We start from the raw sequence: 23373 nt of genomic DNA on the forward strand, positions 1-23373 counted from the left end.
AAAATCAATTGCGACTTATCATATTTAGATTTTTCACCATTATTTTATCGTCTGATAATATAGAATCTTTGAAAGCATTTTCTCCTCTTGTTGTGGTTTTACTTTATTTAATACTTTCTGCTTAAGCTTCTGGTTATGGTTTCTTTCTGCATATTCCAGTAATTGTTTTTCATTGAAATTAATGGTTGTTTCATAATAATTTATCATAAAATCTTTACGTTTCATATTTTGGGAGGTAATGATTCCGCCCCAGTTGATGTAGCTGCAAGCCAGAATTGTTCCATAGATGTACCACGTCATCACATTGAAAAGAAATACATTTCTTTTTCTGAGCTGTATTTTAATGTACGTCATCACCAATCCTATGAATGAAAGAATTAAAAATGCATACACACCAAATCTTTTATAAGTAAACCCATAATTTTCAATATATTCCGCGTTCTTCACCAATGCTGAAATGACGAGAACAGCATTCAGGAAGATCCAAACTTTTGCTAATATTTTCATTAAGCCTGCTTTAGGATCAAAATTGAAACTGGATTTAAAATAAAACATAATCACAAAAATGGCCATAACTATGGAAATAATCACAACATTCACTCTCTCATGTGTTTCCTGGGAAAGCCGGGACGGACTTTTTACTGTTTCATAAAACTGCTCGTAGTTGTAAGTAATTATGAAAAATACCAGCAGAATATTGAGAGCCAGTAAGGAAATCAAGCCGCTCATTCTTTCCGTATCAAGGTCAAAAAAAGAATAGGTAGGTTTCAGAACTTTATCCTTTTCTCCAAAGTTATTGTCCAAGAGCCCGTTAGTTTTGTAAATAATTCTTTCAACAATATAATTCCAGTAATTAAATGCAACAAAAAGTCCCAAAGCAGTAATGGCAATCAACTGCCAGAAATTAATGTCTAGTTCAATATTTGTAAAAAGATTGGCAAAATGATCGCTTCCTGCCGAGTAGACTCCGAAGAATACAGAAATCAGCAGTAACGGAATTAATATAAACGCAAACATTTTCTGCCAGAATCCGGGAATTTTTCTCTTTGGGAGCCATTTGTCAAAGCTAAAGAACCTGCATAAAAAAGTTGAGCAATTGGTAACAATAACGGGTACCAGCAAAAGAATTTTCATTCTTCTGTTTTTTGAGCGATAGCCCAAAAGTAATACCGAGCTTACGATAGCCAGAAATGAAGGGAAATCTCCGTACCAGGCAAATGCTGCTGCCGAAAATAAACTTGTAATAAAAAGGAAAAAGAAAGTGGGAGTTCTGTTTTTCACAGGCGTTCTGAAAAACGTGAGGATGGAATAGATTACAGTTATAATTCCAAGATTGAGTCCCATATTCTGGTCGTAAAACAGAATGATAAATAACACAGTTGTAAGGAAGATATAGTGATGTGTTTTCATAGTTTTTATTTAATTTTAAAAGTGAACCTCCGTATTTTTTTGTTGAATAAAATCTTTCAGATGCTCAAAATTTTGCCATAGTAAGGCCTCAAAATCCCATTCATAAAATGGGCGCATTTTTTGTCCCTTTCTGTAGGCTTTAATGTAGGTTTTATAATATTCCGGTAAAATCAGACTTCCTAAAACGATAGCTGCCAAAAGATGAGCATTCAGTTTGCCATTGCCGAGCAAAAGAAACTGCATGGCAATTTCATCTTCGAAATTAGTCCCACAGCCTGTAATCAGATGGTGAACATCATGATTTTCCATTTTCGGAATCATACTAAAACCGTGTTTTTTATAAAATTCACCTAATTTTCTTCCTAAAGAATCTTCCTGAAATTCCAGCAGCTGTTTTTCGGTAAACTGCCACTGCCTCTCCTTTTTCTTGAAATATTTCCGGTAAAGCTTTTGGGTTTTATCATAAATGAAAAGCAAAAATTGAACGCGTATTTTTTTCATAAAAAATTAAATTTTAAAGGTTCACTTAGTTTCCTGCAAAAGGACTCCCGAAAATACCTACAGCCAACTCGATCCAAACCAGACAAACGATCAGCAGTATGACAAATGAAACCAGAACTTTGGTGATAAAAGTTTTATTAGAAAGCACAACGAGATTTACGAAAAAAGCAGTTCCGAAAAGGATTACTGTGGCGACAATGAAATCAAAGATGGACCAATTCCAGTCTTTCATCAAAAGGTTTGCAAAAAATGCGGCAGCAAGCAATAAAGCAGGTACAGCGAAAATAATTGTTGTTTTTTGTTTTTGTGTAATCATTATTTAATATTTTAAATTAAAAAGTACTTTGTATTTCAAAGTTTATATTTAAAAAAAATTCCTTTATTTTCCAAGCAATTTTTCCAATCCATTCAGATGGTCAGTGAAAGCTTTTCTACCGTTTTGTGTAACACGGTAAGACGTTTTAGGTTTCTTTCCGACAAATTCTTTCTTTACTTCAATATATCCCGCCTTCTCCAATGCGTTGCTGTGGCTTGCCAAATTGCCGTCTGTGATCTCAAGCAGACTTTTCATTTCAGAGAAATCAACCCAGTCGTTGACCATGAGAACAGACATAATGCCTAATCGTACCCGGCTTTCGAATTCTTTATTGAGTTGATTTATCTTTATCATTATTATATCAATTAGATCTGCAAAAGTAATTATTATTTATACTTAATATGCATGATCATTCCATAAACAACATGTAATACTCCGAACCCGATCGTCCAGAAAAGCAATCCCCATCCCAAAACAAACAGTGAGATTAATCCTAAAATGATCTGACAATATCCCAGGTATTTTACGTCGGTTAAGGTATATCTTTCTGCACTTACCAGAGCTAATCCATAAAAAATAAGAGTTGCAGGTGCTACGAAAACAAAAAGATGATGATAAAGAAGGCCCAGGCAAAATACTCCACCGGTAACCAGTGGAACCGCAAAAGTGACGAGCAGACGTTTTGTCGTTGCATCCCAGATCTTCAGTCCGTTCTTTTTACTTTTGTGAGCTGTAAATAGATATCCGCTCAGAATAGCGACGACAAGAATAGCAGTTCCAATGAAAATCAGTTCTTTTACCAAAGAAGGTCCGAAAATATTTCTGTCACCATCAAAATAGTCAATTCCTTCTCTTTTAAAAACAAAATAAACATACACGGCACCGATGATAGCAGCCAAACCTGCTACAACTCCTGATAATCCGCTTAAAGAAATAAATCTTGAAGAACGCTCCATCATGGAACGAATATGTGATAAGTCTTCGTGATAGTTTTTTGATTCCATAAAAAGAACTTTGAATTACAAAGTTATTATTTTTTTTGAATTAACAAATATTTTTTATCAAAAATTACAATGTGAATTTGTTATTGAAAATATATTGTATACAAATAATGATTTTGTATTATTACATTTAAAAAAATGACTGATAATATAATTATGAAGAAAGTTTTTGTCATCTTGTTTCTCGCCTGTTTAGGATTTATGATTTATTTATTTGTATCTGATTATTCTGATAACACTGAACCAGTCGCAAAAAACCTAACCGCTGAACAAAATAAATATTCAAATATTTGCGATACCATTACGACCGTTGAAGGACAACCATTTCTTTTATTCACGGATTTTAAACCTTCAGAATATAAGGATCTTAAGTTTCAAATACTCAGAAATAAAAAGCTTATTGAAGACACTGTTTTAAAGAATAATTATAGTCCGGATAGACTATACCGCTTAAAAATTCCTTATAAAAGGTTTTACAAAACCGACACAATTATTGTAACAACAAGTAATAACCTTAAGTTTTCACTCTCCGGATTTCATCATGAAGCATTGCTTGAATATGGACAATTTGAAAACGTAATTAATCATCAATGTTATGTATCTGAATCTTATACCATTAATAAATCTATTACAAAAGGTAAAATCTCAAGATATTTGATAGAATTGCCTTCCAGTAAAAATAAGCGCTTGAAATTCGTTAATCCCGGTACAAAAGAATTTGACAACCTCAATCAAAAATTGAAAATAAACCTCAACACCGCCCAAGAGATTTTCAGAGAAAACAGAAAAAATAAAAAGTTTGAATCACAAATTTTATGCGGAATAGAAATTCTAAAAAATGGCAGCAATTATATTTTTGAAGAAGAAACTGAAAATGGAGATCACTTTGAAACTGTTACAATTAACACAGAAAGTGGAGAATTCAAAAGATATACTGATTACCCTTTTCATTAAACAAAAAAACCACCAAAGTCTAGACTGGTGGTTTTTATTTATAGCAAATTATATTATTTCGCCCTTAATCTTTCCTTAATGGCTCCAATATTCTTTTTTGCAGAATCTTCGAGGATCAGGCTCGCACTCATGTGAATTCTTGCAGGCATCAGTTCGTTGAAATCATCCGTGCCTTCCCAGGAAACCTTTTTAATCAAAGCTAAAGCATCACTACTTCTTGACGCAAGTGTCTGAAGGAATTTCTCAAGCTTAGCATCCATTTGTTCAATACTTTCAGAAACGGAATGATAAATATTATGCTGCTCCGCCCATTCTGCCGACCTGAAATCTGCATCAATAGCCATTGCCGAAAACTGTGATTTCCCGATTTTTCGCTCCACATAAGGACCGATCACGAAAGGGCCGATACCTAAATTAATTTCCGTAAGCGCCAGTGCAGCATCTTTTGTTGCGAAACAATAATCTGCCCCACAGGCAATTCCCACTCCACCTCCGGTAGTTTTTCCCTGAACTCTTACTACGACAATTTTACCGCAGTTTCTCATGGCATTCAGAACTTTAGCAAAGCCTCCGAAAAACTTTGTGGATTTTTCAAGCTCTTCAATTTCCAGCAATTCATCAAAGCTTGCTCCGGCACAGAAAGCTTTTTCGCCTTCGCTTTTTATAAGAATGGCTTTTACTTCATCTTTTAATCCCTCATCAAGAATAGTCTGTGCTAATTTTTCCAGGATGGCTCCGGGAAGAGAATTGCTTTTGGGTGTTCCGAAAGTAATTTCGGCGATATTATTTTTAAGTTCTGCTACTACAAATTCGTTCATTTTTAGTTTTAATTAGATTTTTACAAATGTAATAAATACAATGCTTTCAGAAGAAATACGCATGAACTAAATTTTTTCTAAACTCTCACTACGTAGAAATACGTAATCATGAATTTAGTATTTTCTACTCTATACCAACGTTTGTGATTGTCGTTACTTTGAACTGTCAATCAATATGACATTTACACCAAAAAGGGCGGTATCCGAAAAGCCATAAAAGAGTAGGAATTTAAAACTGAAAAAATTATTAATCATGGACGACGAATTAATGGGTGTAATCAAAGTATTCTCAGGAAACTTTGCACCCAGAGGATACATGTTCTGTAATGGCGCTTTATTAAGCATTTCACAAAACGAAGCACTATTCTCAATCTTAGGAACAACGTACGGAGGTGATGGTGTGACAACATTTGCGCTTCCTAATCTTAACGGACGTACTCCAATCGGTACAGGAAGATCAACTACGGGCGAATCTTATGTCTTAGGAGAAATGGGAGGAGCACCACAAACCACTCTGCTTTCTTTTAATCTACCAAGTTTTACAAGCCAACTGAAAATTGCCAACACAAATGCGACATCAATAACGCCTGGACCGTCTTCTGCTATTGCCATTACAGGGCAACCCAATGGAAGACAGTTTGATGCTATTCCTAGTTTCGTAGATGGTAATCCGGATACGGCTATCAATCCAATGTCTGTAAGTTATATAGGGCAAAATGTTCCTGTAGCAACAATGTCTCCTTACCTCGGAATAAACTACATCATATGTGTAGAAGGAATTTATCCAGTAAGACCTTAAAATATTAATAACTATCAAATACAAATAATCATGGACGAAGAACTATTAGGAACCATAAAATTGTTTGCAGGTAACTTTGCACCTAAAGGTTATATGCTTTGCAATGGAGCTTTACTAAGTATAAGCCAAAATACAGCCCTTTTTTCTTTATTGGGGAATACGTACGGAGGAGATGGAAGAACAACATTTGCTCTACCTAACCTTAACGGACGGGCTCCTTTCGGAGCAGGAACTTCAAATACAGGGAAGAACATTGCTCTTGGAGAAGCTGCAGGAAATCCGCAGACTACTCTTTTATCACAAAATCTACCAAGTTTTAACAGCCAGTTAAGAATAGCAAATACAAATGCTTCGAGCATCACCCCTTCGGCGGTATCATCTATTGCAATAACGGGTCAGCCAAACGGAAGACAGTTTGATGCTATTCCAAGTTTTGCGGATACCAATCCGGACACTGCTATTAATGGAACCTCTGTTGTGTATATCGGGCAGAATATTCCGATAAATACAATGTCTCCTTATCTAGGAATGAATTACATCATTTGTGTTCAAGGTATTTTCCCATCAAGACCATAAACAATAAATATCTAAATCATGAAAAGAACTACCATTTTATTAATCTACAGTCTGCTTATTTCTGCCTTTTCAACTGCGCAGACCAGTACAGAGCAATTTGAAACCGAATCAGTTGGAAGTACAAGCTTCACGGATAATGGTGTGATTTTTAATATTATATCCGGTGTGGCAACCTATGATATATATACTCTTAACGGAGGCGGCTGGAATGGTATAACGACAGACAACAGATTTATAGACAATACTGGAACTGCTACTGCAGCTTTCGCAAATTCATCATTAACTATAAAAACGACTTCGAACCTGTTTAAAGTTAATAGATTTTGGGTATATCTCGCAGACAGATTTAATGTTCTTTCTGCTCCTGGAACGATTACAGTCACAGGAAAACTTTCTGGTGTCACAAAATTCGCTCAGACAAAAACCACCGGTTTTACAACCTCTATTAACATCAATAACGGATATACGCTTATTGATCTTACAAATTTAAATGGCCAAAATTATAGCAATCTGGTGATCGACCAGCTTACCCTTACGATAGGTGGAGATTTCCGTTATATGGCGCTGGATGCCTTTACTTGGGTGAAAGACAGCAATCTTGTACTAGCGGCTAATGATGTAAAAGCTTCTAAAAAAGCAAACAACGTCTATCCGAATCCTACTAGCGGGCCTCTTACGATTGAAGCAACGGAGAATTCTAAATTTGAAGTATATAGTCAATCTGGGCAGTTGGTTAAAACTATTGAAGCAAGAAAAGGTGTAAATCAAGCAGATATTTCTGAACTTCCAAAAGGTAATTATCTGGTAAAATCTTCTTCAGAAGTTTATAAAATTATCAAAAAATAAAATACTTAACTAATAACCACGAAACTTTTTGATACAGGTAATTATACCGTGACGGTTCTAATGCATAAGTGTGTGATGTAAATCCCCTGAATTGAATTCGGGGGATTTTTATTTTTTTAATGCTAAAATATATTTGTCGATAAACAACTGCTTCTCTTTCGACTTATATTGCTGAATATATCGAGGATGCTCTAAAACGGTCATTTTATCAAAAAGTCCGGCTTCCTGATTAAGTTTTGAAATAAAATCTGCATTTTTCTTCCCCATAATAAATACTTCCGAAGTATCCAGATTGAGACTGATGTGTTTTTTTAAGGAATCAATCATAAAATCCTTTACATCATTAAACAAAGCTTTATCGTCATAATAATTAGCATTGACCCAGCTTCCTTTCGATTTTCTTACAATTGCCAACGGAAAAGGTGAATTAATATACACATCTCTATAGAATTCTTCTGCGCCTCCATATTCTGCAATCATATCATACACAAATACCGATGAAACTTCATGCGTACGTGCTGAGGTCATTGGAATTCCGCAAACACTTTCCAGGCGTTTGGTATCGGTAAAAGGAACTCCGGTAACCCCGGCTCCATGACGGCTGGGATTAATTCCAATTAAAAATTTCCGACGGTTTGAATCATTATAATATTTACAGTAAAACTGCTGCATGACTTCCAGCGTTTCCGGATTGTCGAGATAAGGATTCAACACCTGAAAATCTTCCGGAAGCTTTCCATTGTAAGTTAAATTTTTGTTGAATTCAATTATGTTGTCTGCTAAATTTCCCACAATACAATATAAAAAAATGTAGCAATTAAACTGCTACATTGTATATGATTAAATTAAATCAATCCAAACTGCTCAAAATGATGCGTAAAATGTTTTCTGTGCATCAGCTCCCACATTTCTTTATTCAACTTTCCGAATACGAAATTCATGTGTTCCGCCTGTGGATTTTCTTTATAATAAATTACGAATCTCTTAAGATTTTCCAGGAACGCCTGTTTGGCTGCTTCCAGGTTTTTATGTCTTAATTCCAAAAGCTTTTCATCATCCGCTAAGAACGGAGCAGGGAAATCTTTCGGCATTTTTCTATGATTGTAAAGTGAATCCTGCCATTTTTCCAGGTGTTCTTCCGGAGTATAGCATTTGTCTGCTTCAGGTTCTCCTAAGCTTACCAATACGCCATGTTCCAGATGCTCGATCATTTGTTGAGGTGACATTTTCCCCCATTTCGCAGTTGTGGTTTCTGTTAGGCCGTTGAGAATTTTCTGAACATTTTTTACATTAAGATCGATGAACGGTGACTGTTTTGCAACAAGCGTTAAAATTGTTGCTACACACACTACTTCTTCCCTCTGATTAACAACCTCAACCAACCATTTTACCACTCCAGAAGGAATATTTCTACCCTTCACTCCGCGGTTGATTTTTTCTTTCGCCGTTAAATAAACGGTAATCGTATCTCCTGCATAAACCGGCTTGAAGAATGAACAGTTTTCCAACCCATAGTTGGCAATAACAGGTCCTTTTTTACCTGATACAAACAATCCTGCCGCTGCAGAAAGGATAAAGTACCCATGAGCAACCGTTTTATCGAAAATAGTTCCGGATAAGCTTGTTGCATCAGTGTGTGCATAAAAATGATCCCATGAAACATTGGAAAAATTCACAATATCGGCATCAGTCACTGTTCTTCCTGCTGTTTCAAGCGAATCGCCAACTTCTACTTCTTCAAAATATTTCTGGAACGGATGCTTATCAGAATATTTCTTTTCAGCACCCTGCTGATATACTTTAGTAATTGCCGTCAATATATCCGGAGAACCCTGAATCGCTGTTTTCTGAAGGAAAAAATGAAGGCCGTTCAGTCCGCCCATCTCTTCGCCTCCTCCAGCTCTTCCGGGACCGCCATGCATTAATGTCGGAAGTGGTGAACCGTGACCGGTGCTTTCCTTGGCATTATCTCTGTTCAAAACAAAAATTCTCCCGTGCTGGGACGCCATTTTCCATGAAGTTTCTGCCACAAACTGATCGTCGTAAGAAACGATGGATCCAACCAGGCTTCCTTTTCCTCTTTTTGCCAAGGCAGCTGCCTCCTCCGCATCTTTATAAGGCATTAAAGTAGAAACAGGTCCGAATGCCTCTACATCGTGAGAGATATTTTTTTCAAAAGGTTTGTCATTTAAGAATAATTTCGGACTCATAAATGCTCCGTTTTCATAATCGGCATCTACCAGTTCATGCTGCCCATCATAAATCAGTTCGGTTTCAGCTTTCAGCAAATTGATCTTTCTTAAAACCTCATCATACTGCTGTTTTCCTACCAGAGAACCCATTCTCGTTTCCCTGCTTAACGGGTTTCCGATTTTGGTCTGATCTAAAGCTTTGGATAAAGCATGCTGCACATCTCCGATTAAGTTTTCAGGAACGATAATTCTTCGGATCGCTGTACATTTCTGTCCTGCTTTTGTGGTCATTTCGTTACGAACTTCTTTGATAAATAAATCAAATTCAGGAGTTCCAGGCTTTGCCTCCAAACCGAGAATTGAACAGTTCAAAGAATCTGCTTCCATATTAAAACGAACAGCATTTCCCGCAACAGATGGTAAAGATTTTAATTTTCTACCCGTTGTTGCAGAACCCGTGAATAACACAGAATCTCCATCCTGAACATAATCCAGAATATTTCCGGGCTCTCCGCAAACTAATTGTACGGCTCCTTCGGGAAGGATTCCGCTTTCAATCATATCCTGAAAAACGGCATTCGTTAAATAAGATCCAAACGGAGACGGCTTTACAATGGAAGGAACACCCGCCAATAATGATGTCGAAAGTTTTTCCAACATTCCCCAAACCGGGAAGTTGTAGGCATTGATCTGGACGGAAACCCCTTCACTTGGCGTTAAAATATGGGTTCCGAGGTGAGTTCCGTTGGCAGAAATTTTCTGTGTGTCTCCATCTACCCAAAAAGGTGTATTCGGAAGCATTCTTTTTGCCAAACCTGAGTATGTAAAGAAAGTACCAAAACCTCCCTCAATATCTACCCACGAATCGACATGAGTCGCTCCTGTTTTATAAGATAATTCGTAATATTTTTTCTTTCTTTCTAAAAGGTAAAGTGCTACTTTTTTCAGCATCTCCCCACGGTCATAGAACGTCATGGATGAAAGGTTTTTGTACCCAATCGTTCTTCCGTAATCCAAGGCTTGTTCAAAATTAAGCCCTTCTGTATCGGAGATAGCCACCTGTTCTCCAGTCACCGCATTGTACAAAGGAATTCCGTTTCCGGTACCTTCGATCCATTCGCCGTGGATATAGTTTTTTAATTTTTGCATAAAATTTAATTTAACAATGTAGCAATGTAACAGTTTACCAATTGATTATACATTTTTACATTGGGATTATATTTATTTTTTCTGTTCCTGATAGGGAAATAATTTCACCAACCCTTCGTATAGACTTCTGTGCAAAATCGTTGCATGATTGTCCGTTTCCATCATTTTATATTCTACTGCCCAGTTTTTTTTGTTTGATTTTTTAAGAACATCATATAAATCTTCTGCATCTTTTACCATCACAGGATGTTCGCCTTTTCCGACCGAAATGTAAATAAATTTCGTAGTATCAGGAATTTTGGTTAATAGCTGGTTTGCCTTCTTTAAAAGGCTTTCATCATCCCACCACAAGCTCGGGCTGATAATAAAATAGTGGTTAAACATTTCAGGTTTTTTCAATAAAATCTCTGTCGCTAATAGTCCGCCAAGGGATTGTCCGAAAATATAAGTATCGGTAGTTTTAAACTGACTTTCGATATAAGGTTTTAATTCATTTTCAAGGAAATTAATGAACTTATCAGAATGTCCTGTTGTAGGATAATCTTTTTGCAAATCTTTTAAATCGGTATGAAACGTGAAATCTCTTTTTCTGTCGACATTCGCAATTCCTACCACGATCGTTTCCGGCATTGAATACATTTGATTGAAAAACTGTACAAGCCCTGTAACGTGGATAAAATCTTCATTCATGCTTCCATCCAAAAGGTAAATAACAGGGTAAGATTTGCTTTTATCAAAATTTTGCGGAAGATAGATGTTTAACGTTCTATCTTCATTTAAAATTTTAGACTTAAATGTTCTGTTTTCTCCGATAGTCAGTGGTTTCACATTCCCGTTTTGGGCTAAAATCACATTTTGAAATACAAATAAAATACTACAGAAAATGAGAAGTTTTTTTAACATACTTTATTTCTTTGTTGGCTGTTCTCTCAAAACTTCATAGGTTTTAAAAACCTATGAGGTTTGAATTAAATTCTATTTATTCGATTGTTAGAAAATCATACTCTACATTTGATTTATGATATTCTACAAATTCATTTATGGTATCAAAATATTGCATCATTTCTTTTCTTTCAATTCTGCTTTCTTTAGAAAAATTAATATAAGACTGATAGGATGAATATTTCCAATCATTAATATCTTCTATAAATCCGTGATTGACAGGATTATTGTGGATATAATGTAATAATTTAAGTAAATATTTTTTATTATCAACTCTTTTACGCCTTATATAGTCAAGAAAAAGAGATCCTTTTCTATTATATCTTTTGTTATATGCTTTTGCATATCCGTTTAGTAAATTGCTAAAATGTTTCATTAAATAAAAATGCTCATTTTCGATCTCTTTCAATTCTTTAAATCTTAACAATAGGTGAAAATGATTTGGCATTAAACAATATGCATACATTTCAGTTATTGGATTTATATATTTTTCAAGTTTCTTTAAAAAATATCTATAATTTTCTTCTTCCCGAAAAATTAAATCATTTCCATTTGCATGAGTGTAAATATGATAAACATACCCACTCTCAAAATTTTCTGTGTTTGAGTTTTTCTTCATTTTGTGTTTTTAAAGCAAGGTATACTGAGTAAAACCACGTTGTAAACCTCATAGGTTTTAAAAACCTATGAGGTTTACTTCATATCATCCCAAATACTATAATTTATAATTTTAGTAGGAATCTGCTGAACATATTCTGTAAAAGGCTCGCAAGGTAAAATGGCATCTTTTCCTTCTCTTGCTAATTCCTGATACAATTTTGTTCCTTCGGTTTTCCATTTGATCATTTCATCTGAAACATCACGGATAATTTTTGCCGGGCTTCCTACGATTAATTTTCTTGCATCACATGTAAAGTTTGCGGGAACAAAAGCTAACGCCCCGATGATGCATTCATCACCAATAATTGCTTTATCCATCACGACAGCGTTCATTCCAACTAAGCAATTTTTTCCGATATGCCCGGAATGAATGATTGCACCATGACCGATGTGCGCAGATTCTTCCAAAACAGTTTCAATCCCTGGAAAAACATGCAGCGTGCAGTTTTCCTGGACATTTGCTCCGTCTTTAACGATGATTCTTCCCCAATCTCCACGGATTACCGCATTGGGTCCCACGTACACTTCTTCACCGATTTCCACATTTCCAATAATTACCGCCTGCGGATGAATGTAAGCGGAAGGTTTAATGATCGGTCTGATACCGTGATATGAGTAGATATTCATAAATTTTTTGTTAAAAATTTAATATAACAATGAATCAGTTTACCAATTTACCAATTGAAATTATTCTACAATTCAGTAGTAACTGATTTTCAATAAACATTACATTGTTACACTGTTACATTGATGCATTGTTAAATTGGTATATTGTTTCATTTATTGAAAAATTATACTTTTTCAATCACCATTGCGTAACCTTGTCCGACACCGATACAAAGGGTACACAGGGCATATTTTTTATTCTGTTTCTGTAATTCCATGGCAGCAGATCCTACGATTCTCGCGCCGGAAACTCCAAGCGGGTGACCGATTGCAATTGCTCCTCCATTTGGATTGACTCTTGAATCATCATCTTGTAATCCTAATGTTCTTGTTACGGCTAAAGCCTGAGCTGCAAAGGCTTCATTCAGTTCAATAATATCCATATCATCCAACGAGAGATTCAATCTTTTCAGTACTTTCTGAGTGGCTTCTACAGGACCGATTCCCATAATTCTTGGCTCTACACCGGCAACGGCTGAACCTAAAATTTTAGCAATCGGCTGGAGTCCGTATTTCTGTACCGCTTCTTCGCTGGCTAAAATCAATGCAGCAGCACCATCATTCATTCCTGAAGCATTTCCTGCAGTTACTGTTCCTTCTTTTCTGAAAGCAGGACGAAGTTTTCCTAGTCCTTCCATTGAGGAAGTTGGTTTGATGAATTCATCAGTATCAAAAACTTTAGGATCACCTTTCTTCTGGGGAATTTCAACTTTCACGATTTCTTCCGCCAGTCTTCCGCTTTCCTGAGCTTTGCTCGCTTTTTGCTGTGACCAAAGGGCAAATTTGTCCTGATCTTCACGACTGATCTGGTGCATATCCGCTAAATTTTCAGCTGTCTCTCCCATTCCATCTACCCCGTACATTTCTTTCATTTTAGGGTTGACAAACCTCCATCCGAAAGTAGTGTCAAACATCTGGCTGTCTCTTCCGAAAGCCGTGCTTGGTTTTGACATTACATAAGGTGAGCGTGTCATATGCTCTACGCCGCCCGCAATATAAATTTCACCTTCTCCTGCAGCAATCGCACGGAAAGCATTGGCTACCGCCGACATTCCTGAAGCGCAAAGCCTGTTTACTGTTTCTCCTCCGATTTTACATGGAAGTCCGGCCAGCAGCAGCGCCATTCTCGCCACGTTCCTGTTATCCTCACCGGCCTGGTTGGCACACCCGAGAATAACATCTTCAATTTCCTCTACGGGAACTTCCGGGTTTCTTGCTATGATTTCTTTAATAACTACCGCTGCCAAATCATCCGCACGAACTTCTGAAAGTCCTCCGGATAATTTTGAAATCGGTGTTCTTACATAATCTATGATATATACGTTGTTCATAATATTTTAAAGGTAACAATCTAGTAATGTAACAGTGTAACAATTGATACATCGATAAACTGTTACATTGTCAGGTTAATTTTTTAAACTTGTACTCAATATTTTATAAATAATTTTCCCAATCTCAGTAATCTGATTTTCTAACCTTTCGTTGAAAGGATAAGTTTTAGAATTTTTACAGAGATAGAGCCAGTATTTTGTTTCTTCTAATTCTTTAGCCGCAATTTTAATTTTATTAATAAAATCATTCTTGCTGTGAGGGTTTTGTGCTTCAAATGCATTGGCTCCAATACTCGTTCCGGAGCGTAACAACTGTTTTGCAATAACAAACTTTCTTTTTTCATCTAACAATTCACAAAATTCAATTATGTCTAAAGAAAATTGAACCGTTTTGTCAAGGAGTGGATTATTTTCAAAATTTATCATTTGTGTTAAAAATTAATTCTATTTTATGATTGGTAAACTGTTATATTGATACATTGTTATATTGAGCTTAAAGCTCGGTTACTTTTTTCCCTATTTTATACACCGTTCCGACAAATTTGGCAATCAGCTCGTTGTTTTGGTTGGTAATTTTAATGTCGTAAACAGCAGTTTTTTTGGTATCGTTCACTAAAATACTTTCTGCCCTGAAAATATCACCTTCTTTCCCGGCTTTGGTAAAATTGATGATACAGTTTAAGGCAACAGCAGCATCTCCTGAATTATTAGACGAAAATGCCAGCGCAGAATCGGCAAAAGCAAAGGTAACGCCTCCGTGAACGGTTTTTAGCCCATTCATCATTTCTTTTTTGATGGGCATTTCGATTAAACAATAGTTTTCTTTTACTTCAATCAGTCTGATATTCATCCATTGAGAGAACTCATCCTGATTCAACATATATTCTGCAACCTGTGTTGGAGTCATTTCCATATATTGATTAACTTAATCCGTTGTTTTTTGTTTTAAAAATATCTTTCCGGCTTAGCTCTTTATTTGCCAGAAAATAATTGGCTGAAAAATAAATCACAAAAAGTATGATCATGAAACGCCATGAAAAAATTTTCATATCTGAAAAGTAGTATGTCAGATAATTTGCGATTGCCATAACCGAAAATGAAATTGCTGTCTGCGTGAACGCTTTTTTAAGTTTTTGATTATTCACTTTACTCTGTATCTGCTATTCTTTCATATAAATCGTCTGCCATCTGGTCATAAATATTCATGGTTACACCGAGAATGACCTGTCCATTAGAAAGATTTTTCGACTTAGGATCATTTTTTTTCTGATAGAGAGCATTCAGATCCAAACCTTCCTCATCCGCAAGCCTTTTGATAAGCAACTTATATTTCTTATTAAATTTTGGCAGCAATTCAATCCGCTCCTGATAGGTTTTAATAGAATCAAGCTCCTGAATAATATATTCTTTTTCAATAAGAAGCCTTGTTTCCAATTCTGCCCTGAATGCATTTATATCCATTAACCGTTCTATTTTATCAAATCTTTTCGACCAGTCTTTTTAAAAAAAATCATCAGTCTATCCATAAAAAGACGACTTATAAACATCACTGAAAAATAGATGATTACAAATCCCCAACTAAACATTTTATCACCGTCAGCCGCTCTAAAACGAGTATCAGTTAAGTGAAATATACCTCCTACAAAAATTGTTGAGAAAAGGGCTACCGTAAAAGATGAGATCAATTTCTTTTTAATCATAATTATAAAGCAACAATTTCAAATGATATAGTTCGACAGGTTTGCTCAACATGATATTCGTTGTCAATTAGTATATTGTTACATTCTACGCAGCAGCGGACTTTGTCTGTATCTGTCTTCCTGGTATTCATCATAAAGATTTTCAAGGACTTCAGTTACCAGATCATATCCGATTTCTTTCCCCCATTGTAAAAGACCTTTTGGGTAATTTACACCTTTCTGCATGGCCAAATCAAGATCTTCATCACTGGCGATTCCCAATCTTTTTGCTTCAACCGCTTCATTAATAAGCATGGAGAGAATTCTGTGAAAAATATCATCATACAAAACTTCATCCTTCTGAGGAACAGGCTTTTCTGCCCCTTCAGAATAATCGTAGAAGCCTTTTCCTGTTTTTCTGCCGTGAAGCTTAGCTTCAGACATTCTTTGCTGCAACAAAGACGGTTTATATTTCGGATCGTAAAAATAGTCTTTATACACGGTTGTAGTTACGGAAAAATTCACATCAATTCCAATAAGATCCATTAATTCAAATGGTCCCATTTTAAAGTTCCCATAAGTTTTCATGGCATCATCTACCTGTTCGGGAGTTGCAATATTTTCCTCAACAATTCTTAATGCTTCTCCGTAATATGGGCGTGCAATCCTATTCACAATGAATCCTGGAATATCTTTGGCAATAACAGGCGTTTTGCCCCATTCTTTCATTAAATGGTAAATTTTATCCGCTAAAGATTTTTCAGTAAGCAAAGAAGGAATTACCTCCACCAAAGGCATGATAGGAGCCGGATTAAAGAAGTGAATTCCGATGAAACGCTCAGGATTCTTTAATTCTGCACCGAGTGAGGTGATGGAAATGGAGGATGTATTAGAACCAATGATACAGCTTTCTGAAACGTGGCTTTCCAATTCAGTGAATACTTTGGTCTTAATTTCTTTATTTTCAATGATGGCTTCAATGATGAGCTCACATTCTTTGAAGTCTTTCAGTTCTGTTGCGATAGAGATATTGGATAAAATTTCAGTCATTTTATCTGCTGAAATTTTCTGTTTGTCTACCAGTTTGATCAGTGTTTTCTCCAGACCAAGGGTTGCAGTTTCCGCTTGTTTGGGATTGGCGTCGTAAACCAAAACTTTGCATCCGTTGGTGGCGGCCACCTGTGCGATGCCAATTCCCATAGTCCCGGCACCGATAATTCCTACATATTTCATAATGTGACAGTGTAACAATGTATCAATGTAACAATCACTGTCATGCTGAGCTTGCCGAAGCATCTCACTGGTAAACTGCTACACTGGTACATTGTTATATTAATTTTATTTTCCTTTATAATCAGGTTTTCTTTTTTGTAAAAAGGCATTTACTCCTTCGATAAAATCTTCAGTTCCTGCAGCTTCCTGTTGCAGATCGGCTTCCAGTTCAAGTTGTTCTTTTAACGTATTGCTGTAAGAGTTGGCGAATGCTTTTTTCGTTAATTTAATTGCTGCTGTCGGCATATTAGCCATTTTTTCAAGAATCTCCATTGATTTTGAATTGAATTCTTCTTCCGGAAATACTTCAGCAACCAGACCGTATGATTTTGATTCTTCTGCAGACAATTTTTTTCCTGTAAAAGCTAAATAATTTGCCAGCTGACGGCCCATCAATCTAGGCAAAAAATATGTTCCTCCAGTATCAGGAATTAGTCCGATATTAGAGAAGGCCTGTGCAAAATAGGCTTTATCACTTGCTAAAACAAAATCACTGATCAGCGCCAACATAGCTCCGGCTCCTACGGCAGGGCCGTTTACCAATGCTACCACAGGTTTTTTGCAGCGTGTAAGTTCAATCACCAAAGGATTGTAATAATCCGTTACAATTTTTCTGATGATATCGTGATCATGATGCTCTTTGCCGGTAACGAATGCATCGTCCAGATTTTGACCTGAGCAAAAAGCCCTGCCTCTTCCTGAGATCGCGACACATCGTACAGTTGGATCTTCACTGCATTCTTTAAAAAAATCTTTTAAATCTGATAATGAAGGCTTTGTGAGCGCGTTCATGGTTTCCGGTTGGTTGAGATAAGCGATTTTTAGTTTTCCTTCAAAGTGCGTCTCAATATCGAGTTGTGTGTACATGGTTTTAAATTTAAGTTTAACTTATTTAAAAATTCAAAGATTTAACGATGCTCTAATTTAACAATATTAAATCATGTAACAAGACATCAATTTAATGACATTTAAAATAGTCAAAAGGTTCTAGACAGTCTAAGCATTGATAAGAAGCTTTACATAATGTAGATCCAAATCTGCTGATCTGCTTCGTATGCTCGGAACCACAGCGTGGACACTTCTTCGGTTTCCCGATATGATGTTCATCTGCTCCTTTTTCGGGAGGAGTAATTCCGTAAACACGAAGTTTTTCTCTTGCTTCATCCGTCAGCCAGTCTGTCGTCCAGATCGGAAACATTTTGGTGACTACTTTGGCTTCCCAACCGTTTTGTTTCATGATCTTGATAATGTCTTCTTCAATGGTAAACATGGCTGGACAGGCAGAATAAGTTGGCGTGATCGTTACTTCACAAGAATTCTCACCGATAACTTTAGCTTCTCTTACAATGCCTAATTCCACAATATTGATCACGGGAATTTCCGGATCGGGAACCATTTCTAATATGTCTAAAGGATCTCTCAATTTAATCTAACAATTTAACAGTATATCAATGTACCAATCATTGCTAGAGTGCTACATTGATATATTGGTACATTTTATTTACCACGTACACCCCGGATATGCTCTCTGCATATATTGTAATTCACAAAGGATATATCCGAAATATTCTGTGTGATAGCCTGTTCTTGATTTTGGCTGCATGAAAGGATTTACAGGATATTCCAGCCCGAAATCTGCAAAGTCTTTTTGCGTAATCGTAAGGAATTCTTCGTAAAGAATATCTGTATTAGGTGCAATATTTAAGGCAACTAAATCATCTTCACCTTCTGTTTTCGCAAATAATCCTTTTGTATATTCCCAGATATTTTCGATGCCTTTCACCAGCCGAATTTTACTTTCTTCCGTTCCCTGAGCGAAGATTTTCATCCAGGAAGCGGCATGGGTATAATGATATCTAACTTCTTTCAAAGATTTCTGAGCAATGGCAGAAAGCTCTTCATTCGCAGAGTTTGACAATGCTTCATACATCAGCTTCTGGTACACCGCAAATACATACACTTTTAAAATCGTCTGTGCATAATCTTCGTTGGGAAGCTCTACCCAATGGGCATTTACATATTCATGTTCGTATCTTAAAAAGGCAAGATCATCTTCACTTTTCCCGTCATCAATAACTCTTGAAGCGTAGACGTAAAAGTTGTTGGCTTGCCCAAGTTCATCCAATGCGATATTCGTTAACGCGATATCTTCCTCCAGATAAGGGCCCTCACCACACCACTCGGACAAGCGTTGTCCCATGATGAAGCTGTCGTCTGCCAGTCTTAACAAATAATTGTATAATGGGTTCATTATTTTAGCTTTTGGCTTTTGGCGTCTAGCTTTTGGCAAATTGCCAGCAGCTAACAGCCAATCGCTGTTTTACATATTTTTTACATCATTCGGGATCTCGTAGAATGTCGGGTGACGGTATAATTTGTCATCTGCCGGATCGAAAAACGCTTCTTTATCTACTCCTTCCGAAGTTACGATATATTTACTTGGAACCACCCAAACCGAAGTTCCTTCCTTTCTTCTTGTATAAACGTCTCTTGCATTCTGCAAAGCCATTTCTGCTGTGGGTGCCTGTACCACTCCAACATGTTTGTGGGATAATCCCGGTTTAGTCTGAATAAACACTTCCCACATATCTAAGTTTGCCATAATTAAATTAATTTAACAATGTATCAATGTAACAGTTTAACAATAATGAGATTCTTCGCTTTATACAGAATGACAATAGGATTGTTACATTTTTACATTGGTATATTGTTATATTGAAATTTTTTCCTGTTTCTCTGCAAAAGCCGCTGCGGCCTCTTTTACCCAAGAGTTTTCTCGCTGCGCTTTTCTTTTTGTCTCGATACGCTTTTTGTTGCAAGGGCCGTTTCCTTTTAAAATTTCCATAAATTCATCCCAAGGAAGCTCTCCGAAATCGTAATGCTGTCTTTCTTCATTCCATTTCAGATCTTTATCCGGAATGGTTAAGCCTAAAAATTCAGCCTGAGCAACGGTAACGTCAACAAATCTCTGACGAAGGCTGTCGTTGCTTTCTCTTTTCACTCTGTAATTCATAGAGATCTTAGAGTTTGGCGAACTGTCGTCATTCGGACCGAACATCATTAAAGCCGGCCACCAGAATCGGTTTAGCGAAGCCTGCGCCATTTCTTTCTGCTGTTTTGTACCACGACAAAGGGCCATCAAAATCTCGTATCCTTGTCTTTGATGGAAAGATTCTTCTTTACAGATTTTCACCATCGCTCTAGAGTAAGGACCGTAAGAATTCCCCATCAACATTACCTGATTCATAATCGCAGCTCCGTCCACCAGCCAGCCGATTGCGCCGATATCTGCCCAACTCAGAGTCGGATAATTAAAGATGCTGGAATATTTTGCTTTTCCTGAAAGCATATCGTCATAAGTAGCATCTCTGTCTGCTCTTACCGTTCCGTCTCCTAAAGTTTCAGTTGCAGAATAAAGGTATAAACCATGGCCCGCCTCATCCTGAACTTTTGCCAAAAGCGCCATTTTTCTTCTCAATGAAGGTGCTCTGGAAATCCAGTTGGCTTCTGGCAACATCCCTACAATTTCGGAATGGGCGTGCTGTGAAATCTGACGAACCAATAATTTCCTGTAATCATCAGGCATTACATCTTTTGGCTCTACTTTATTTTCTTCATGTACGTATTGTACAAATTTTTCTAAATCCATAGCTTTCAATTTAGCAATATATCAGTTTAGCAATGTACCAATTAGAGATGCTTCGACAAGCTCAGCATGACAGTGATTGTTACACTGGTAAATTGTTAGATTGTTACATTAATTTTAAACATCATAATTCAACATCACCACATTCGTTGTAGGATGACACTGACAGGTAAGAACATAACCTCTGGCTACTTCTTCTTCGGTAAGCGCGTAGTTTTTTTCCATGAAAACTTCACCTTCTAAAACTTCGGCTTTACACGTACAACAAACTCCGCCTTTACAGGCAAAAGGCACAGGGAGATTGTCTTTCAATGCTTTATCTAAGATACTTTCTTTTTTTGAATTTAAATGGAATGAATATTCATCATCATCAATGATCACCGTTACCATACTTTCGATATTGGCAATGGCTTTGAATTCATCGCTCATTTCTTCTGTATTTTCTTCATCCGGAGCGGTGAAATATTCAAATAAAACCTGTATTGCCGGTACTTTTTTATCTTTCTTTAAATAATCTGCAATCCCTTTGATCATTTCTGAAGGTCCGCAAATGAAGTAAGTAGCTTCTTTTACATCGATATCAGTATACCTTTCGAATAAAAGTTCCAATTTTTCAGGAGAAATTCTACCTTCGAAAATCGGGTCTTCATGCTGTTCACGACTTACTAGATAAACCACTTTCAACCTTCCGTTGAATTGTTCAACCAATTTATCGATCTCAGCTTTTTTCATCACATGATTCATGCTTCTGTTGCTGTAAAACAGATAAGCATTTGAATTCGGTTCCTGGTAAAGACTTTCTTTGATATTTGACAACACCGGGGAAATTCCGCTTCCTGCCGCTAAACCAATATAGGTTTTAACGTTCGTCGGGTGATAGGAAGTGTTGAAGCCGCCCATTGGAGGCATTACTTCAAGAACTTCATCCATATGAAGATGCTCGTTGAAATATCCGGAAACCTTTCCACCTTCCAATAGTTTTACCAATACTTCCAGCGTGTTGCTTTTTTCACTCGGCGCATTGCAGATAGAATAAGACCGTCTCTCTTCGTTTCCGTCGATCATCATTCTGAAATTAAGATACTGTCCCTGCTTAAACCTGAATTTATCCTTCAACTCTTCAGGAATTTCAACGGCTACATTTACTGCATCGTTGGTATCTTTCTGAACCTTAACCGTTTTTAGTTTATAAAATGAATTCATTTATTTTTTAAGTATTCTGTTAATTTTTCCACCTTCGCATTTCGGAAGACTGTCCTGGGCATGAATTTTTACTTTTGTAGTGATTCCTACCCGCTTTTTAATTTCGTTTTCTATACTTTTTCCAAAGTTTCCGACAAAAATAGCATAATCATCGGTATTTAAACTTAAATTTTGCGCCCGTACCAATTCATCATCTACTTCCACATCAACATCCAGCGCGACACACATTTGTTCTTTTTCTACAGGTGTCAGATAATAATTTGGAACAACTCCTTTCACGTGGGAAAATGCTTCCTCGATCTGACTCGGATAGACATTTACTCCCCTTACGATCAGCATATCATCGGCTCTTCCGAGAATGGGTCTCATTTTTACCATTGTTCTTTTACCTTTTTCGTCGTAATAGAGACTTGTGATATCATTTGTCCAGTAACGTAACAGCGGCATTGCTTTTTTCGTTAAAGTCGTGATTACCAAAACTCCTTCTTCCCCGAATGGCACCGGCTGTTTGGTAACCGGATCTAAAATTTCAGGATAAAAGTGATCTTCCCAAATATAAGCACCCCCTTTTTCCTCAAAATCTTCCATTGAAACTCCTGGACCGATAATTTCACTTAAACCATAAATATTGGTCGCGTGAACACCCAGCCTTTCTTCGATGTGATGCCTGATAATTTCTGTCCACGGCTCAGAACCTAAAACGGCATATTTCAAACTGATTTCATCCGCAGAAATTCCTCTTTTGGCAAATTCATCAGCTAGCGTTAAAGCGTAAGAGGGTGAACAGCAAAGAACTTCAGGCTTAAAATCTATAATTAAATCTACCTGTCTCGTTGTCATTCCTCCTGAAATGGGCAACACGCTCATTCCTAATTTTTCTGCTCCATAATGAAGTCCTAATCCGCCTGTAAAAATTCCGTAACCGTAGGCATTATGCAACTGCATTCCCGGTTTTGCTCCCGCTGCGTTTAATGATCTTGCAACCACTTCGCTGAATAAATCAACATCTTCTTTTGTATATCCTACTACCGTTGGTTTTCCCGTTGTTCCGCTTGAGCAGTGAATTCTCTGCAGCTCATTTTTCGGAACAGTAAATAATCCAAACGGATAATTATCTCTCAAATCCTGTTTGTAAGTAATCGGAAGTTTCGTAATATCTTCAATCGACCTGATATCCTGCGGAGATATTCCTAATTCATTAAATTTTCTCTTATAAAATTCCGACTTTCCTCCAAGATAATCTACCAATCTAGTCAATCGCTCAGATTGAAGCTGTCTCAATTGGTCAAGCTTTAAATATTCAACTGAAAAATCCATACTATAACTAACTAACACTTGTTAGGCGTAAATGTAAAAAGATTTTTTGTTTCTGCCAAATTTTTATGATTTTCGTCATATGGTTGATTAAAATA

General features: G+C 36.6%; 27 protein-coding genes. 4 read left to right on the top strand and 23 right to left on the bottom strand.

Features of this window, described 5'->3' with window-relative positions; all coding sequences use genetic code 11:
* Positions 1 to 39 precede the first annotated feature (39 nt).
* The 5 genes from BMW64_RS09440 to BMW64_RS09460 all read right to left on the bottom strand — a co-directional run bounded on the left by BMW64_RS09440 (position 40) and on the right by BMW64_RS09460 (position 3231).
* A complete protein-coding gene (locus tag BMW64_RS09440) occupies positions 40 to 1410 on the bottom strand; it encodes a DUF4153 domain-containing protein (protein ID WP_089999742.1) in 1371 nt (456 codons plus the stop codon).
* A 15-nt stretch (positions 1411 to 1425) separates the two neighbouring features.
* Positions 1426 to 1911, bottom strand: coding sequence for a Coq4 family protein (locus BMW64_RS09445; protein WP_089999743.1), 486 nt, complete (start codon positions 1909 to 1911; stop codon positions 1426 to 1428).
* 25 nt (positions 1912 to 1936) lie between these two features.
* Complete coding sequence (locus BMW64_RS09450) at positions 1937 to 2227, bottom strand: hypothetical protein (protein WP_089999744.1); 291 nt, start codon at positions 2225 to 2227, stop codon at positions 1937 to 1939.
* A gap of 63 nt (positions 2228 to 2290) precedes the next feature.
* The gene (locus tag BMW64_RS09455; RefSeq protein WP_089999745.1) at positions 2291 to 2581 is read right to left on the bottom strand and encodes a winged helix-turn-helix domain-containing protein; all 291 of its coding nucleotides are present in this window, start codon (positions 2579 to 2581) and stop codon (positions 2291 to 2293) included.
* Between the two features lie 32 nt (positions 2582 to 2613).
* On the bottom strand, positions 2614 to 3231 hold the full coding sequence (locus BMW64_RS09460; RefSeq protein WP_089999746.1) for a hypothetical protein: 618 nt from the start codon (positions 3229 to 3231) through the stop codon (positions 2614 to 2616).
* A 153-nt stretch (positions 3232 to 3384) separates the two neighbouring features.
* Between BMW64_RS09460 and BMW64_RS09465 the strand changes: the two genes are divergently transcribed.
* Positions 3385 to 4182 carry a hypothetical protein gene (locus BMW64_RS09465; RefSeq protein ID WP_143052674.1) on the top strand — a complete coding sequence of 266 codons (798 nt, stop codon included), beginning with the start codon at positions 3385 to 3387 and terminating at the stop codon, positions 4180 to 4182.
* 53 nt (positions 4183 to 4235) lie between these two features.
* Here BMW64_RS09465 and BMW64_RS09470 read toward each other — a convergent pair whose 3' ends face one another.
* Complete coding sequence (locus BMW64_RS09470) at positions 4236 to 5000, bottom strand: enoyl-CoA hydratase/isomerase family protein (RefSeq protein ID WP_089999748.1); 765 nt, start codon at positions 4998 to 5000, stop codon at positions 4236 to 4238.
* A gap of 253 nt (positions 5001 to 5253) precedes the next feature.
* Here BMW64_RS09470 and BMW64_RS09475 point away from each other — a divergent pair, with 253 nt between their 5' ends.
* Genes BMW64_RS09475 through BMW64_RS09485 form a run of 3 tightly spaced genes read left to right on the top strand, consistent with a single transcriptional unit; the run spans position 5254 to position 7221 of the window.
* The gene (locus tag BMW64_RS09475; protein ID WP_089999749.1) at positions 5254 to 5799 is read left to right on the top strand and encodes a phage tail protein; all 546 of its coding nucleotides are present in this window, start codon (positions 5254 to 5256) and stop codon (positions 5797 to 5799) included.
* 30 nt (positions 5800 to 5829) lie between these two features.
* Positions 5830 to 6375 (top strand): phage tail protein, encoded by a 546-nt coding sequence (locus tag BMW64_RS09480; RefSeq protein ID WP_089999750.1) that lies wholly within the window; start codon positions 5830 to 5832, stop codon positions 6373 to 6375.
* A gap of 18 nt (positions 6376 to 6393) precedes the next feature.
* Complete coding sequence (locus BMW64_RS09485; RefSeq protein ID WP_089999751.1) at positions 6394 to 7221, top strand: T9SS type A sorting domain-containing protein; 828 nt, start codon at positions 6394 to 6396, stop codon at positions 7219 to 7221.
* A 108-nt stretch (positions 7222 to 7329) separates the two neighbouring features.
* Here the strand turns inward: BMW64_RS09485 and BMW64_RS09490 are convergent, their stop codons facing one another.
* From BMW64_RS09490 to BMW64_RS09580, 17 genes are all read right to left on the bottom strand, one after another.
* Complete coding sequence (locus BMW64_RS09490) at positions 7330 to 8013, bottom strand: SMUG2 DNA glycosylase family protein (protein ID WP_089999752.1); 684 nt, start codon at positions 8011 to 8013, stop codon at positions 7330 to 7332.
* Between the two features lie 53 nt (positions 8014 to 8066).
* Positions 8067 to 10562, bottom strand: coding sequence for a phenylacetic acid degradation bifunctional protein PaaZ (gene paaZ, locus BMW64_RS09495; RefSeq protein WP_089999753.1), 2496 nt, complete (start codon positions 10560 to 10562; stop codon positions 8067 to 8069).
* A gap of 72 nt (positions 10563 to 10634) precedes the next feature.
* Positions 10635 to 11465 carry an alpha/beta hydrolase gene (locus tag BMW64_RS09500; RefSeq protein ID WP_089999754.1) on the bottom strand — a complete coding sequence of 277 codons (831 nt, stop codon included), beginning with the start codon at positions 11463 to 11465 and terminating at the stop codon, positions 10635 to 10637.
* Positions 11466 to 11541: 76 nt separating this feature from the next.
* Positions 11542 to 12123: a transposase gene (locus BMW64_RS09505; protein WP_089999755.1), complete on the bottom strand. Its 582-nt coding sequence runs from the start codon at positions 12121 to 12123 to the stop codon at positions 11542 to 11544.
* 74 nt (positions 12124 to 12197) lie between these two features.
* Positions 12198 to 12791 carry an acyltransferase gene (locus tag BMW64_RS09510; RefSeq protein ID WP_089999756.1) on the bottom strand — a complete coding sequence of 198 codons (594 nt, stop codon included), beginning with the start codon at positions 12789 to 12791 and terminating at the stop codon, positions 12198 to 12200.
* Positions 12792 to 12955: 164 nt separating this feature from the next.
* Positions 12956 to 14161: a 3-oxoadipyl-CoA thiolase gene (gene pcaF, locus BMW64_RS09515; protein ID WP_089999757.1), complete on the bottom strand. Its 1206-nt coding sequence runs from the start codon at positions 14159 to 14161 to the stop codon at positions 12956 to 12958.
* A 75-nt stretch (positions 14162 to 14236) separates the two neighbouring features.
* Positions 14237 to 14587 carry a four helix bundle protein gene (locus BMW64_RS09520; RefSeq protein ID WP_089999758.1) on the bottom strand — a complete coding sequence of 117 codons (351 nt, stop codon included), beginning with the start codon at positions 14585 to 14587 and terminating at the stop codon, positions 14237 to 14239.
* Between the two features lie 67 nt (positions 14588 to 14654).
* Positions 14655 to 15068 carry a PaaI family thioesterase gene (locus BMW64_RS09525; protein WP_090000123.1) on the bottom strand — a complete coding sequence of 138 codons (414 nt, stop codon included), beginning with the start codon at positions 15066 to 15068 and terminating at the stop codon, positions 14655 to 14657.
* A 239-nt stretch (positions 15069 to 15307) separates the two neighbouring features.
* Positions 15308 to 15622, bottom strand: a complete 315-nt coding sequence (locus BMW64_RS09535) for a hypothetical protein (RefSeq protein ID WP_089999760.1) — start codon at positions 15620 to 15622, stop codon at positions 15308 to 15310.
* A gap of 317 nt (positions 15623 to 15939) precedes the next feature.
* Positions 15940 to 17073 carry a 3-hydroxyacyl-CoA dehydrogenase NAD-binding domain-containing protein gene (locus BMW64_RS09545; protein WP_089999762.1) on the bottom strand — a complete coding sequence of 378 codons (1134 nt, stop codon included), beginning with the start codon at positions 17071 to 17073 and terminating at the stop codon, positions 15940 to 15942.
* Positions 17074 to 17178: 105 nt separating this feature from the next.
* The gene (locus BMW64_RS09550) at positions 17179 to 17979 is read right to left on the bottom strand and encodes an enoyl-CoA hydratase/isomerase family protein (protein WP_089999763.1); all 801 of its coding nucleotides are present in this window, start codon (positions 17977 to 17979) and stop codon (positions 17179 to 17181) included.
* Positions 17980 to 18070: 91 nt separating this feature from the next.
* Entirely contained in the window at positions 18071 to 18508 is a 438-nt protein-coding gene (gene paaD, locus BMW64_RS09555) for a 1,2-phenylacetyl-CoA epoxidase subunit PaaD (RefSeq protein WP_089999764.1), read from the bottom strand.
* A gap of 105 nt (positions 18509 to 18613) precedes the next feature.
* Positions 18614 to 19402 carry a 1,2-phenylacetyl-CoA epoxidase subunit PaaC gene (paaC, locus tag BMW64_RS09560; protein ID WP_089999765.1) on the bottom strand — a complete coding sequence of 263 codons (789 nt, stop codon included), beginning with the start codon at positions 19400 to 19402 and terminating at the stop codon, positions 18614 to 18616.
* A 30-nt stretch (positions 19403 to 19432) separates the two neighbouring features.
* Entirely contained in the window at positions 19433 to 19714 is a 282-nt protein-coding gene (gene paaB, locus BMW64_RS09565; RefSeq protein WP_027373980.1) for a 1,2-phenylacetyl-CoA epoxidase subunit PaaB, read from the bottom strand.
* A 108-nt stretch (positions 19715 to 19822) separates the two neighbouring features.
* On the bottom strand, positions 19823 to 20761 hold the full coding sequence (paaA, locus tag BMW64_RS09570; protein ID WP_089999766.1) for a 1,2-phenylacetyl-CoA epoxidase subunit PaaA: 939 nt from the start codon (positions 20759 to 20761) through the stop codon (positions 19823 to 19825).
* A 114-nt stretch (positions 20762 to 20875) separates the two neighbouring features.
* Complete coding sequence (locus BMW64_RS09575) at positions 20876 to 21961, bottom strand: 2Fe-2S iron-sulfur cluster-binding protein (RefSeq protein ID WP_089999767.1); 1086 nt, start codon at positions 21959 to 21961, stop codon at positions 20876 to 20878.
* Positions 21962 to 23278 carry a phenylacetate--CoA ligase family protein gene (locus BMW64_RS09580; RefSeq protein ID WP_089999768.1) on the bottom strand — a complete coding sequence of 439 codons (1317 nt, stop codon included), beginning with the start codon at positions 23276 to 23278 and terminating at the stop codon, positions 21962 to 21964.
* Between the last annotated feature and the right edge of the window lie 95 nt (positions 23279 to 23373).

It is taken from the genome of Chryseobacterium taichungense (genome assembly GCF_900109935.1).
GTDB lineage: Bacteria > Bacteroidota > Bacteroidia > Flavobacteriales > Weeksellaceae > Chryseobacterium > Chryseobacterium taichungense.